Here is a 14613-nt window from a genome sequence, read left to right on the forward strand (position 1 = left end):
AGAGAAGATTGATTCTTCCCTTCCTATTTTTTATTTTGCTGCTGCGTAAAGCTCATCTACTTTGTTCCAGTTGATGACTGAGAAGAAAGCTTTGATGTAGTCAGGACGCACGTTGCGGTATTTCACGTAGTAAGCATGTTCCCAAACGTCCAAGCCCAAGATTGGTTTTTTACCTTCTGAGATTGGTGTGTCTTGGTTTGCTGTTGAAGTTACTTCAAGTTTTCCTTCTTTGTTGACAACCAACCAAGCCCATCCAGAACCGAAGCGAGTTGTAGCTGCTGCTGTAAAGGCTGCTTGGAACTCTTCAAATGAACCAAATGTTGCATCGATTGCTGCTGCAAGTTCTGCTGAAGGAGCTGTTTTCTCAGGAGTCATCAATTCCCAGAAAAGAGCGTGGTTCAAGTGTCCACCACCATTGTTGATAAGTGCTTGACGGATATCAGCAGGGATAGATTCAACATCTGCAAGCAAGGCTTCAAGGTCTTCCCCAATTTCAGGGTGTTTTTCAAGAGCTGCATTTGCGTTGTTTACGTATGTTTGGTGGTGTTTGTCATGGTGCAAGTGCATTGTTTCTGCATCGATGTATGGTTCCAAAGCGTCGTATGCGTATGGAAGGTCTGGTAAGATAATAGCCATCTGTAATACCTCTTTTTCTTTCTATATGAAAATGATAACGCAATCATCCTCTTTTTTCAAGTTTTTTGCTCAATTTGCCTCTGTCGCAATCTGCAAGAGTGCCTTTTCAAACAAGTAACTTTTTTCATAGACACCTGTCTTAATCTGGTAGTCTGTTTCAATCAAATAAGAAATCGCTCGCTTGAGAAAAGCCAAGGAAATCCCTCTCGAATCTCTCAATGCAAACTTGATTTGATAAGGATTAGGATTGCGCCCCAAATAAGTCCCCAGACTGCTTACAATCTGCGATTCCGTCTGACCAGCATCTGATAAGATTTTCACTTGGATAAAGGTTCGGAACTGTCCTAACATGACAGCTATGAGTTTGATTTCGTCTTCCCCTTGCAGAGTCAAGTCTCTAACTAAGTCACGGGCCTGATCAATCTTCTTAGCTAAAATAAACTGAGTCAAATCAAAAATATTGTCTTGTAAAGTCTTTGGAATAGCTTCAACAATGTCCTTTTCCTCAATCAGGCCATCTGACTTATAAGATTGTAAAAAGAGGAGATTCTTCTGGATTTCGCTAAACTGAAAACCAGACTTGATGAATAGATTTTCAAAAGACTTTTCCGCAAACTGCAGACCTTGTTTCTGACTCCATTTTTGGAAATATTGGCGAAGTTCTTGTTCCTTAGCCTCGATAGCATCAAATACTGTCGCGTCACGCTTGAGCAGTTTGACCAATCGTCTCTTGCTATCCAGTTTTCCTTCTGAAAAAATTAATAACTTGGTTGTCGGTGAAGGATTGTCAAGGTATTCCTCAAATGACTTAAGTTCATCATCTGTTAAAAACCGTTTCTTGGCTGTTGTAATATCGAGAAAATGGTCTAATATCACGATTTTCTCATCTGCAAAGAAAGGGAGACTGACCAGCTCCAGCTCTAAATCCTTATAGGCTACTTCTTTCATGTCAAAGTAGGCAAAATTGAGGTCGGCTGGATCATAGCCGATCTGTTTCAGGACCTGATCCTTCATAACTTCAAACTGACCTTGGTCCGAACCTGTAAATAAGGTCAGGCTAGATAAGTTAGATAAAGACAAGTTTTGACTCTCTTCTATGGCTAGCATCTTCTCTCCTTTCTTCTTGATTTTCTATTTCATTTAGTCAATATAGCGCAATTTCCCACGGAAATCTTCTAGGTTTTCGTACCCTTTTTCCGCCATAATAGCTTTCAGTTCATTGGTAATGCGTTCAAAAGCACTGATACCTTCTTTGTGAAGAGTGGTCCCTACTTGCACCATACTCGCACCGCAGAGGATATGTTCAAAGGCATCACGCCCCGTTAAAACGCCACCCGTTCCGATAATTTGGATTTGGGGATTTAAACGTTGGTAAAAGGCGTGCACATTCGCTAGAGCGGTCGGTTTGATATACTCTCCACCAATTCCACCAAAACCATTCTTAGGACGAATCACGACCGACTCGTCTTCTATATAAAGGCCGTTTCCGATAGAGTTAACACAGTTAACAAACTTGAGCGGGTATTTGTTGAAAATAGCTGCCGCTTGATCAAAGTGAACAATATCAAAATAAGGTGGCAATTTGATTCCAAGAGGTTTGGTAAAGTAGGCAAATACTTCTGCCAAGATACAATCTGTTGTCTCAAAATCATAAGCAATCTGAGGTTTTCCTGGAACATTTGGACAAGAGAGATTAAGCTCTGTCAGTCCTTTGAATTCACTCTCTTGCACTTTTTTCAAGATGGTATGTGTTTCTTCTGGAGACATGCCAACTAGAGATAGGAAGAAAGTTCGGTTTGGCTCTTTTTCCTGCAAGTCCAAAAGATAGTTCAAATAGTAGTCTAAGCCATTATTTGGTAAGCCCATGGAGTTGATAGAACCAAGTGGAACATTCTGGTATCGTGGCTCAGGATTGCCCTGACGAAAGTCCAAGGTCGCAGTCTTCGTAACAAAAGTACCCGCCGCTGAGTTTTTGACTCCTTCAAGCTCTTCTATCGTCATACAAGCCACACCCGCCGCATTCATCAAGCAATTGTCAAACTCAAAGCCAGCTATTTGTGTTTTCGTTGATACCATGATTCTGATCCTCCAGATTCCTTTTATTTCTAATATTATACCATACTTTAAGATTTTCTCTTTGAGAAACTAATTTCTATATAAAACGTTCGGTTTTGTAAATTGAAAGAATTTTTAGAAAATTTCTGTTTTTTTCTTTACACTCAAAAAAAATTCTGCTATAATGGCTCATGTAATAAAATATAACAACAAAAGGAGAACGATATGACATCTGCTAAAGACTATATCCAAAGCGTGTTTGCAACTGTGAAAGCTCGTAACGGGCATGAGGCTGAATTTCTCCAGGCGGTTGAAGAATTCTTCAGCACTTTGGAACCTGTATTTGAAAAACATCCCGAGTATATCGAAGAAAACATCTTGGCACGCATCACTGAGCCTGAGCGCGTGATTTCTTTCCGTGTTCCTTGGGTTGACCGTGAAGGTAAAGTCCAAGTCAACCGTGGTTACCGTGTTCAATTCAACTCAGCTGTTGGACCATATAAAGGCGGACTTCGTTTCCACCCAACTGTAAACCAAGGGATCTTGAAATTCCTCGGTTTCGAACAAATCTTTAAAAACGTCTTGACTGGACTTCCAATCGGTGGAGGTAAAGGGGGATCAGACTTCGATCCTAAAGGTAAGACTGATGCTGAAGTGATGCGCTTCTGCCAAAGCTTTATGACAGAATTGCAAAAATACATCGGACCATCTCTTGACGTACCTGCTGGTGATATCGGTGTTGGTGGACGTGAAATTGGTTACCTATACGGACAATACAAACGTCTTAACCAATTTGATGCGGGTGTCTTGACTGGTAAACCTCTTGGATTTGGTGGTAGCTTGATTCGTCCAGAAGCAACTGGTTATGGTTTGGTTTACTACACTGAAGAAATGCTCAAAGCTAATGGTAACAGTTTTACTGGTAAGAAAGTGGTTATTTCAGGTTCTGGTAACGTAGCTCAATACGCTCTTCAAAAAGCAACTGAACTTGGCGCTACTGTTATCTCTGTATCTGACTCAAATGGTTATGTCATCGACGAAAATGGTATTGACTTCGATCTTTTGGTTGATGTTAAAGAAAAACGCCGTGCTCGTTTGACTGAGTATGCAGCTGAGAAAGCAACTGCTACTTACCATGAAGGTTCTGTATGGACTTACGCTGGTAACTACGACATCGCTCTTCCATGTGCGACTCAAAACGAAATCAACGGTGAAGCAGCTAAACGTTTGGTTGCTCAAGGCGTTATCTGTGTATCTGAAGGTGCTAACATGCCTAGTGACCTTGATGCGATTAAAGTCTACAAAGAAAACGGAATCCTTTACGGTCCTGCCAAAGCTGCCAACGCTGGTGGTGTAGCTGTATCAGCGCTTGAAATGAGCCAAAACAGCCTTCGCCTTTCATGGACCCGTGAAGAAGTTGATGGACGCCTCAAAGACATCATGACAAACATCTTCAATACAGCTAAAACAACTGCTGAAACATACGGTCTTGGTACTGACTACCTTGCAGGAGCAAATATCGCTGCCTTCGAAAACGTAGCAAACGCTATGATTGCACAAGGTATTGTTTAATTAGTCGATACATCCTATTGGAGGACAAATGATGAACTTACGGCCAATGGAAGTGAGAGACAATTCAGCTGTAGCGCAGCTCATTCGAGCCAGCCTAGAAGAATTCGGGCTTGACAAACCAGGAACTGTCTACTTTGATTCTCATCTAGATCATTTGGCCGACTATTATCAACAGCAAGAGAGAGCAGCTTACTTTGTTCTGGAAGATGAAGGACAGCTGGTTGGCTGTGGTGGCTTTGCACCTGTGTCTGATAAGATTGCTGAATTACAAAAACTGTACGTCACTAAGAATAGCCGTGGCAAAGGTTATTCCAGCAGGTTGATAAAGCGGATATTCCAGGAAGCCCGTCTAGCTGGTTATGAACAGCTTTATCTAGAAACCTCTACTGAACTGGCTACGGCTGTGGCCATCTATCAACACTATGGTTTCAGATCACTGCAACAACCACTTTCTAACGCCGCCGGCCACCCAGCTATGAATATCTGGATGATAAAATCCCTCTTATCAGATGAATAGATGGCAGTATACTAATGTAGCCAATGCTATGATAGTAAAGGTATTGTTTCAATTTATTTTTCAATCCTCAATCACTCTGATTGGGGATTTTTATATTGGTTTTAAAAAAGCTCACTATTTTTAATAGTAAGCTTAAAAATCAAAATTCACTTTACTTCTACTAAGGCAAAAGACAGGCATTCAACAATTTCGTTTACTGCTTCATCTATGTTCACATCTTCCTTATCATTCAACATCATTGGAATAACATAAGAAAGACTCAAGGCTAGAATATAACGAACCATTCTTTCATTTGACCAATCTCGAATAACACCATTTTCTTTAAACTGATTCAGAACTGGACTAATTGACTTAATGATAGAGTGAACAATAACATTCCCTAACTGCTCAGAAATAGTTTTATCAATAAAAGAACGACTCAAGAGAATTTTAACTTGCATTTGATTCTCCTGAATGAAAACTAGTCTATCTCGAACAATGCTTCTCAAAAACACTGGAAAACTCTCTTGGTTTGCTGTAAATTTCTTCTCAGAAAAATCAGCAATCACATCTGGAATAACCTGTTCGAGAAAAGTTGACAGAATAGCTTCTAAGATGCCTTCCTTAGTTTTAAAGTAACTAAAAACTGTCCCTTCTGAAACTCCAGCCTCCTTAGCAATAAGGCTTGCTGTTGTATTCTCAAAACCAATTTCTGAAAATAACTTTAGACTTGATAATAACACTTGACGTTGTTTTAAACTCAAGTTGCTATTTTCTAATGTCTGAGCGTACTTTTGTTCTAAACTTTCCATTGCTAGCACCTCTCTGCTACTCTCTTACTTTTACAACTTTCTTACCTCGAGTGTGTCCCGACTTCAGACTACGATATGCCTCTCTAACTGACTTTAGAGAAAAATCATAAATCTGATCAATATTCAGCAGAACCTTCCCATCTGAGACCATTTCCGCTAGAACTTTAAAATCATCATATGTTGAATGTCTAGGACCCGTGAACTGAGCTCCTTTTATCATAACATATGGTGAAGGTACTAGCGTTCCAATAGCCGTGCCCTTCAACCCCAAACTGAAAGCCAATTTAACATAATCACTTCCATAGCAATCCAAGAATTTTGTAATTGGCTTTGTACTTGCTGATAGAAGAGCATTCTGGATGTTCTCTTCGTAAGCTACTGGTATGGCACCTAAGGACTTCAGATAATCTGAATTTTTCTTACTTGCAATTCCAATAACTGTCGCACCCTTAGCAACTGCATACTGTACTGCGATACTTCCAATACCACCTGCTGCTGCTGAAATAACTACAACATCTTTAGAGTTTAGCTCAATCTTTCTAAAAGCACCTCCCACTGTTAGAGAGGCTACACCCATAGTAGATGCATGGTTCATATCAATCATCTCTGGTTTCAACACAATTTCTGATTCATTGACACAAACTTCTGTTGCCAAAGCTCCCCTCTTGGTCCCCAATCCAGGGTCACTGATCATTGTTCCAAAAACCTTGTCCCCTACTGCAAACCGACTTACTCCTTCACCAATTTCTGTGATAACTCCAGCAAAATCCCGACCAACACCTCTTGGAAAGAGAGATGATTTTGACTCAAACCAACGACTTGGCTTTCTTAGTTTCGTCATAAAAGATAGAAAACGAAGTGGCTTTGCCCCCTCAAAAGTCTTATAATCAATAGGATTTAAACCAACTGCATAAACTTCTACCCTAACTTGATTCACTTCCAAAACATCAGATTTAATGTTCACCAAATCTAGCACTTCTTCATCACCGAAACGACCATACTGTATTGCTTGAACAACCATTTCATGAACTCCTTTGTTTATCTATATATTGAGTGAGCACTCAATCATTTTTCTCTGATTATACGCTTATTCTTCATAGATTTCAACTATACTGTTTCCAAAACTTCTAACTAAGTTAGCTGTTCATGATAAAAATAGATCTATTTTCCCTTATGAAAAATTATCAAACTATAAATTAGAGAAATCCGACTGCTTATGAAAGCAGTCGGATTTTTATATATCTAATTTTTCAAAAAATTTGCCTGCTGACCGCTTTTCTTTTAGCTTCTCCAGCAGCTCATCCTCTATAAAAGGAGTCAGGTCGTCAAAATCTTGGCAAACCTTAAAAACCGTCTCTCTATCCATCTGACCATAAGCTAATTCATAATAGTCCTTATGATGATACCAGTTCTGGTCATAGTTGATATCTGTCCGTTGATAGTAAACAATGTTTTGCTTCGGTGTCAGGTAAAGCTTCTGTGTTAGAATGCTTTTCTGATCTTTGGACAGCTTGCTACGACTGAAAATCTTAACACCTTGAAAAATCTTGCGCTCATGGATACCCTGATTTGCGACTTTTAATTCAACTCTTTTATAGTGCATATAGTCACCTCCAAAAATTACCTACATTATATCAAACTCTGGCAGATTTGCAAGCAAAAGTGTCATTTCCAAAAGTCTTTCGTCGCCTCTAGAATCTCTTCCGTTGATGTCACAGTAGCCTCAATAATGCTCTTGCCAGTCTTTTTCAGATAAGCTTGTATCAGATGATAACCATAAGCATAGCCCGCAGCATAAGGCATTCCAACTGGTATCTGACCCTGTATCTTAGCTATTTCATCACCGTAGAGATATGGTGCCATTTCCGCCATCCCTGTTAGCTGAAGCTGACTTGAGATGATGGGCTTAATCTCTTCTAACTGCTCTGGACTGGTTGAAGTAACCCAAGATCCGATTAGATCTTTGCCATAAAGCTCAGCTGCAAAAGACTCTGCCAATCCCTCACTGACTACCCAGTCTGCTAATGTCGTCTGCTGATTCCATTTGACAAATTGGAAACGGACATTGTGATTACACTCATGGGCCAACGCAGCCTGCACACGTGGTAAAGTATAGTCATTTGGTAGCAGACTAAGCATGAGGTAGCCTGGGATTCCGCCATCTCCGCTATAACCCTTATTGAGCTGTAGCATAGGCTTTTCTGGATTGCCCAATAAAATAGTAAAATGGTAATCCTCAACATCTAAGTCATAGCCAGCCTGTTCAAAAAGGCCAATACTTCTTTTAATGGTATCCTGGCAGTCTTGCCAGAGTTGATCAGAGCTCAGGGCATCAATAGCCGGTCTATCCTTTCCCGAGAGAGTTGCGGGCAACAGATTCATAAAGCCAAGTAGGAATAGAGCATCAAATCCTCCAGGGTACTTTGCTTTTAAAGGAATGTGTTGCGTTTGGTATTTGGTTGCAAAAGGTGCTAATATTTTAGCTCGAAAGCAACCTTCTCTTTTTTCTAAAGGAAGCTCGAGCATCTCTTGGTAAACTTTATCTGAACGAATCATATTGATTTGCATGGTAATCTCCTTTCTTATCTATTATTAGTATAATCCCTTACCTAAGATCAGAGTCAAGAAGAAAATTGAAATATCTATTAAAATTTCATTGAAATTACCTCAAACCGTTCGAAAATTACCTTCAATAAAGTTCTTTAATACTGAGATTATAATATCCGGAGTATCAATAAATTAAAAACTTACTTTTCTACTGTTCATAGGAATGATGATACTAGAAAAAAATAAATCCTGAAGGGTAAAAACTTGTATCATTTTTTATGGAAAGCCTATTATTCAAAACTTGTTTGTCTCCTAGATAAACTATATAATTAGTTCGCCCCTTTTTTGCCCCTTCTTGAACCAAAAGAAAAAACCGCTACTCCTAAGAATAGCGGTTTAATCATGTTTTTAAGCTACTAATGTAGTTGCTCTATTATTTAAGAGTAACTGAAGCTCCAGCTTCTTCCAATTTAGCTTTGATTTCTTCAGCTTCTGCAGTTGGAACGCCTTCTTTGATGACACCTGGTGCACCATCAACAAGTTCTTTAGCTTCTTTAAGTCCAAGACCAGTGATTTCACGTACAACTTTGATAACGCCAACTTTTTTGTCACCAGCAGCTGTCAACTCAACGTCAAATGAGTCTTTAGCAGCACCAGCGTCAGCAGCACCAGCTGCAGCAACAGCTACAGGAGCAGCTGCAGTTACACCAAATTCTTCTTCGATAGCTTTTACAAGGTCGTTCAATTCAAGGATTGAAGCTTCTTTAATTTCAGCAATAATGTTTTCAATGTTCAATGCCATTGTTATTTCCTCCAAATAAGTTTTTAATTTTATAATCGTTTTTCCGTAGCTAGGCTACGCTGCGTAGCTTAAGATTAAGCTGCGTCTTCTTTGTTGTCTGCAACCGCTTTGACTGCAAGAGCAACGTTGCGCACTGGCGCTTGAAGTACAGAAAGGAGCATAGAAAGAAGTCCTTCGCGGTTTGGAAGAGTTGCAAGAGCAACGATTTCTTCTTTAGATGCGACAGCGCCTTCGATTGCACCACCTTTGATTTCAAGTGCTTCAGCGTTTTTAGCAAAATCGTTCAAGATTTTCGCTGGTGCGATAACATCTTCGTTAGAAAATGCTACTGCAGATGGTCCAACAAAAACAGATGCAAGATCTTCAAGACCAGCTTTTTCAGCTGCACGACGTAAGATTGAGTTTTTAATTACTTTATACTCAACTTCGCTTCCACGAAGCTCACGACGAAGAACTGTATCTTGTTCAACTGTCAAACCACGAGCGTCTACAACGACGATTGATGCAGCAGCTTTCATTTTCTCAGCTACTACGTCAACTAGTTCCGCTTTCTTAGCAATAATTGCTTCACTCATTAGTGTGTTCACCTCCGTAATTATTTTGCTTGGGGAATTTTTCCAAAAGAAAAACGCGCCCAAACCTAGACACGAAAGTACAATACGCTTCTTTTTACATGATACGTTTTGTCCTCGGTAGGATCTTTATGAGTCGAGCTCCCCTACTGTCTTAGGCAGTTTTTTCAAACCGTATATAAGTATAGCATAGACAAAAAAAGAATGCAAGATTTTTGCAAACTTTTTTTAAATTTTTTTAAATCTCTACTGTCAAAACTTTGCCTTGCTTAACCACCTGTTCTCCAGCGATATAAACATCATCGACATCACTGGATTTGACAGCATAAACCAGGTGAGAGAGTATATTTTCCTGAGGTTGAAGATGGATTTTTCCTTGTGGTTGAATGACCAGAAAATCTGCCTGTTTGCCGACTTCTAGGCTTCCTATCTGCTTTTCCATTCCTAGAACCTTAGCTCCTTCGATCGTCAGTGCCTTAAGGGCTGCCTCGATAGGGAATTGGCTGGCATCTCCACTCTTCATTTTCTGAAGAAGGGCTGCGGTCCGTCCTTCCTCAAACATATCAAGATTGTTATTGGAAGCAACCGAGTCTGTCGCAATTCCGACTGCTACTCCTGCTTTTTGCAGTTGGATGATTGGAGCTATCCCTGAGGCCAGTTTGAGGTTACTAATAGGATTATGGGCGATAGCCACATGAGAAGTTGCCAAACGTTCAATTTCTCTCTCGTTTAATTCGACCCCATGAGCAAAGACAGACGGATGATCTAAGTAACCCAGTTCTTCTAGAAAGGCGAGGGGGCGTTTGCCGTATCGTTTGAGGATAATTCCTGATTCCTCCTTAGTCTCCGCCACATGGATATGGATAGGAATGTCCAGCTCTTTTGCCATATCTAAGCTCGCTTCCAGCAAGTCTCTACTACAGCTATATGGAGAATGAGGAGCTACCATAACCTTGAAATTTGGGTTTTCATATTCTAAGATTTCCTCTATGATGGCACGTGTTCTGCTTATGGTCTCAGCAGTTGTTTCTGCCTCTGAAGAAAAGAGGGTCGGTGAGAAATAACAACGCATCTTAGATGCCTTGACTGCCTGATAAATTTGCTCAATATCCACACCATTGGGATTATACATATCGTTGAAGGTTGTTGTCCCTGACTGGAGCATCTCTGTCAGAGCTTCTTTGACTGCCTTGGTAGTCATGTCGGGAGTAAATCCTGCTTCTGCCGGCCAGATATAGTCATTGAGCCATTCATGGAGGTTGCTGTCATCCCGAATCCCTCGCAAACCTGTCATAGCAGAATGGGTATGGCAATTAACCAAACCAGGCATGATCCAGGCTCCCTGATAGTCTATAATCTGCTCAGCTTGCTCTAAAATCTCTGGTTTCTCTTGACCGACATAGATGATTTGAGAGTCCTTAACGGCTAAGATACCATCCAAATAAACATGGAAATCTTGGTCACAAGTCACGATATTTACATGCTGATATACTTTCATTATAGGCTCCTTTTCTATAAGACAATATACAGTGAATAATTTTTCTAGCTATTGTAACAAAAAAGTCACCCGAAGGCAACTTTTTTTGTCCATAAGATTTCAAAATAGAAAGGATTATTCAGAGCTAAAAGCCGCAGCTTTTTGCATTTGGTAATACTTGCCCTTTCTAGCCATGAGGTCATGATGGTTACCATGCTCCACAATGTCACCATCTACCAAGACAAGAATCAAATCCGCATCCTGAATGGTTGACAAACGGTGAGCAATAATAAAGCTTGTGCGCCCCTTCATGAGTTTGGCAAAGGCATCCTGTACTAGCACCTCTGTCCGTGTATCGATGGAGGAAGTCGCTTCGTCTAAGATAAGAATCTTTGGAATAGCTAGAAAGACTCGGGCGATGGTCAAGAGCTGGGCTTGCCCAACGGAGAGGGATTCTCCTGCATTTTCCAACTTGGTATCGTATCCCTGTGGTAACTGTTGGATGAAAAAGTCTGCATTGGCTGCCTTTGCAGCAGCAATCACTTGTTCCCGACTGGCTTCAGGATTTCCAAAGGCAATATTGTCATGAATGGTCCCTTGCTTGAGCCAGGTTTCTTGGAGCACCATGCCAAACTGCTGTCTCAATGATGCTCGGGTATAATCGTAAATAGAACGACCGTCTAACAAGATATCTCCTGAATTAATAGGATAAAAACGCATGAGGAGATTGATAAGAGTTGACTTACCAGCACCTGTCGGACCAACGATGGCTACCTTGCTACCAGCTGGGATATCGATGGATAAGTCCTTAATCAAGATCCTTTCAGGATGGTAGCCAAAAGAAACATGTTTAAAGGAAATAGCTCCCTTGACTTGGTCACTGGTCAAGACTTCCTTACCTGTTTCAGCAACCTCAGGACTTTCTAAGACAGCATAGACACGCTCTGCGCAAGCGAGAGCACTTTGCAACTCAGCTAGCACTGAAGAAATATCGTTAAAGGGCTTGGTATACTGTTGGACATAGTTCAAAAAAGTCACTAAACGCCCAATGGTCAAGGTTGAACCCATCATGATACGATAGGCTCCCACTCCAGCAAGAAGGGCATAAATGAGCGCATTGACAAAGCGAGTTGAAGGATTAACCGTTGATGAATAAAAGATGGCTGACTGAGAATAGCCTGCATAGTTGGCATTCGCCTCGTGCAGTCTTTGGATAAACTCTGTTTGAGCATTGAAGGACTGGATAATGGTCTGCTGGCTAAGCGACTCTTCAATCAACTGAGTCTGAATCCCCCTGGTCTCTGTTTGCTTCTGAAAGAGATGATAGGACCGTTTGGCAATAAAGCGTGAAATCACCATGGACAGGGGCGTCAACAGCAAGACCAAGAGGGTCATGAGAAGGTGAATTTGGAGCATGGCTAGAATACTAACCAAAATCATCAAAACACCAATGAAAAATTGATTGAAAATCATGGTCAAGCCAGCTGCCAACTGTTCTATGTCTGTGGTCACACGACTGACCATCTCTCCACTACCCTGCCGATCCACAAAAGCAATCGGTAAACGATGGAGCTTATGAATGATTCGCTCTCGCAAGTCTTTGGTATAAGAGAAGATTAGACGATTATAAAGAAGAGGATTGGCCCATTGTACCAGAGTATTTCCTATGACCACCAAGATCATCTGGATAAAAATCTGCCAAAAAACTGGTGAAGAACCAGCCACTAGAACTTGGTCAATGACCTGTCCAATCAGAATAGGTAGGTAAATTGATAAGCCAACTTGGGCAATCGTTCCTAGAAAGGCTAGGAAAAGGAGGAAGGGATGGCTTGCTAAATCTATGGCCAAACGTTTGAGCGTCTGGTTTGCGGTTTGTCGTCTCATGCTAGTCCTCCTTTCCATTTTGAGATGCGTTGATTTCGCGATAGACTTGGCTAGTTTTCATCAAGTCCTCGTGCTTGCCAACAGCTAGGAGCTCACCTTTTTCCAAGAGGAGAATCTGGTCAGCCATCTGAAGTGTCGAAGTCCGTTGAGAAATCAAGATTAAGCTCGTGTTAGGTAAGTTTTCTCGAATTGCTTTCAAGAGCTTGGACTCAGTGATGGTGTCGAGGGCCGAGGTCGCATCATCTAGGATGAGAAATGGAGCTTGTCGCAAGACTGCTCGGGCAATAGATAGCCTTTGTTTTTGTCCACCTGAGAAATTTCGTCCTCCTGCCTCAACTAGGGCATCCAAAAGTCCTTCCTTTTCACTGACAAAATCCTTAGCTTGCGCAATCTCCAAGGCCTGCCATAATTCCTGGTCAGATACTTCTCGATTGAAACCTAGAGTCAAGTTGGAACGAATAGTTCCCTTAAAGAGTTCGACCTTTTGGGGTACATAGGCAATCCAAGACCGCCACTGCTCAAGATTAAGAGGACTACATCCATCTCTATAAATGTCAATGCTTCCCTTATCTGCTGGATAAAGACCAAGTAAGACTTGCACCAAGCTTGATTTACCTGAACCAGTTCCCCCGATGATACCAAGGATCTGCCCTTGCTTCATATTAAAGGAAATGTTTCTCAGAGAAGGCTGGGCCGCATCAGGATAGGTAAAGGTTAATTCTTGGACTTGTAAAACATTATCGCTGGTAGCTTGTTTTTGTTCTAATTCTGAAAAAATATCTTCTGGAGCTTCGGTAAAAACTTCCTCAATTCGCTTGGCTGAGATATAGGACTGGTTGAGGGAATTGATCAGCATGGCGAGCTTAACCAATTCCACCAAGATTTGCAAGAGGTAGTTGATAAGAGCAATCAGGGCACCTTGACTGAGTAAACCTCCTTGAATTGAAATATAGCCCTGCCAGATGATGACGAGAAGAGTTCCATTGACAATCAGATAGGTCAGAGGTGTTAACAAACTTGACCAGAAACCTGTCTTTTCTTGCAATCTAGCATAAACTTGGTTAAGGGTTTGAAAAATCTGTAACTCTCGTTTTTCCTGGTCAAAAGCACGAATAACTCGCATCCCTTGCAATTGCTGACGCGTTTCCTGAACCAGCTGGTCCGTTTTTTTTCTCAGACTACTGTAGAGAGGATTGACAAGTCTAGATAACCCGACAATGACAATCGTCAAAATGACAACCATAACTAAGAACCAGAAAGTCAGCTCAGCCGAGATGCGATAGGCCATAAAAATAGCCCCAAAAACGATAATAGGCGCTCTCAAAAAGAGGCGCAGGAATTGATTGATACCAGTCTGAATCTGGTAGGTATCTGAAGTCAAGCGAGTCACCAAGCTAGAAGTTGTCAAACGGTCTCTGCTGTCCTTAGGTAAAGAAAGAATATGACGATAGAGGTCGTTCGTCAATTCCTTGGCAAAACCTACCGCTGCCTTTGCTGAATAAAATTGAGCAATCAAGGCTACTAAAACGCCAATCACTGCAAAGATAAGGAGCAGGCCAATCTGTATCCAGAGATGCCCTTGATCTCTCTGGGGCAAGGACTGGTCAACAATCCCTGCAATCACCATGGGAACCAGGAGCTCAAAAACTGCTTCTAGCAGCTTGAACAAGGGTGCTAGAATCGACTCTTTGATGTAGGGTTTGAAGTAAGATAGTAAGTGTTTCATAAATCCCTTCTATTCTTATTCTGGAAATGAAGAA

Annotated in this window: 14 protein-coding genes and 1 other annotated feature; of the genes, 2 read left to right on the forward strand and 12 right to left on the reverse strand. The window is 41.1% G+C overall.

The features are described from left to right. Positions 1–30: 30 nt before the first annotated feature. From sodA to P8P68_RS03310, 3 genes are all read right to left on the reverse strand, one after another. Positions 31–636, reverse strand: coding sequence for a superoxide dismutase SodA (gene sodA / locus P8P68_RS03300; protein ID WP_000974733.1), 606 nt, complete (start codon positions 634–636; stop codon positions 31–33). A gap of 69 nt (positions 637–705) precedes the next feature. Further along, positions 706–1743 carry a DNA polymerase III subunit delta gene (gene holA / locus P8P68_RS03305; protein WP_278276154.1) on the reverse strand — a complete coding sequence of 346 codons (1038 nt, stop codon included), beginning with the start codon at positions 1741–1743 and terminating at the stop codon, positions 706–708. 33 nt (positions 1744–1776) lie between these two features. Continuing rightward, positions 1777–2712: a dihydroorotate oxidase gene (locus tag P8P68_RS03310; protein ID WP_084944619.1), complete on the reverse strand. Its 936-nt coding sequence runs from the start codon at positions 2710–2712 to the stop codon at positions 1777–1779. 204 nt (positions 2713–2916) lie between these two features. Here P8P68_RS03310 and gdhA point away from each other — a divergent pair, with 204 nt between their 5' ends. After that, entirely contained in the window at positions 2917–4263 is a 1347-nt protein-coding gene (gene gdhA / locus P8P68_RS03315; RefSeq protein WP_278276155.1) for an NADP-specific glutamate dehydrogenase, read from the forward strand. 31 nt (positions 4264–4294) lie between these two features. Further along, a complete protein-coding gene (locus P8P68_RS03320; protein WP_278276297.1) occupies positions 4295–4780 on the forward strand; it encodes a GNAT family N-acetyltransferase in 486 nt (161 codons plus the stop codon). Between the two features lie 146 nt (positions 4781–4926). Here the strand turns inward: P8P68_RS03320 and P8P68_RS03325 are convergent, their stop codons facing one another. The 9 genes from P8P68_RS03325 to P8P68_RS03365 form a co-directional block, all read right to left on the reverse strand. Continuing rightward, on the reverse strand, positions 4927–5571 hold the full coding sequence (locus tag P8P68_RS03325; RefSeq protein ID WP_000444590.1) for a TetR/AcrR family transcriptional regulator: 645 nt from the start codon (positions 5569–5571) through the stop codon (positions 4927–4929). A 16-nt stretch (positions 5572–5587) separates the two neighbouring features. Then, positions 5588–6592, reverse strand: coding sequence for an NADP-dependent oxidoreductase (locus tag P8P68_RS03330; RefSeq protein WP_278276156.1), 1005 nt, complete (start codon positions 6590–6592; stop codon positions 5588–5590). Positions 6593–6805: 213 nt separating this feature from the next. Further along, positions 6806–7174, reverse strand: a complete 369-nt coding sequence (locus P8P68_RS03335; protein WP_278276157.1) for an EXLDI protein — start codon at positions 7172–7174, stop codon at positions 6806–6808. 62 nt (positions 7175–7236) lie between these two features. Next, positions 7237–8139, reverse strand: a complete 903-nt coding sequence (locus P8P68_RS03340) for a DUF2268 domain-containing protein (protein WP_109289514.1) — start codon at positions 8137–8139, stop codon at positions 7237–7239. A gap of 412 nt (positions 8140–8551) precedes the next feature. Continuing rightward, positions 8552–8920, reverse strand: coding sequence for a 50S ribosomal protein L7/L12 (gene rplL, locus P8P68_RS03345; protein ID WP_001196964.1), 369 nt, complete (start codon positions 8918–8920; stop codon positions 8552–8554). A 74-nt stretch (positions 8921–8994) separates the two neighbouring features. Continuing rightward, positions 8995–9495 carry a 50S ribosomal protein L10 gene (rplJ, locus tag P8P68_RS03350; protein WP_001287274.1) on the reverse strand — a complete coding sequence of 167 codons (501 nt, stop codon included), beginning with the start codon at positions 9493–9495 and terminating at the stop codon, positions 8995–8997. A gap of 38 nt (positions 9496–9533) precedes the next feature. Further along, positions 9534–9669, reverse strand: a sequence feature (ribosomal protein L10 leader region). Between the two features lie 61 nt (positions 9670–9730). Then, entirely contained in the window at positions 9731–10990 is a 1260-nt protein-coding gene (locus P8P68_RS03355; RefSeq protein WP_268702658.1) for a TRZ/ATZ family protein, read from the reverse strand. 114 nt (positions 10991–11104) lie between these two features. After that, a complete protein-coding gene (locus P8P68_RS03360; protein WP_278276158.1) occupies positions 11105–12853 on the reverse strand; it encodes an ABC transporter ATP-binding protein in 1749 nt (582 codons plus the stop codon). Position 12854: 1 nt separating this feature from the next. Further along, positions 12855–14579, reverse strand: coding sequence for an ABC transporter ATP-binding protein (locus tag P8P68_RS03365; RefSeq protein ID WP_278276159.1), 1725 nt, complete (start codon positions 14577–14579; stop codon positions 12855–12857). Positions 14580–14613 lie beyond the last annotated feature (34 nt).

The sequence above is a fragment of the Streptococcus sp. D7B5 genome (assembly GCF_029691405.1).
In the GTDB taxonomy this organism is placed as follows: Bacteria; Bacillota; Bacilli; order Lactobacillales; family Streptococcaceae; genus Streptococcus.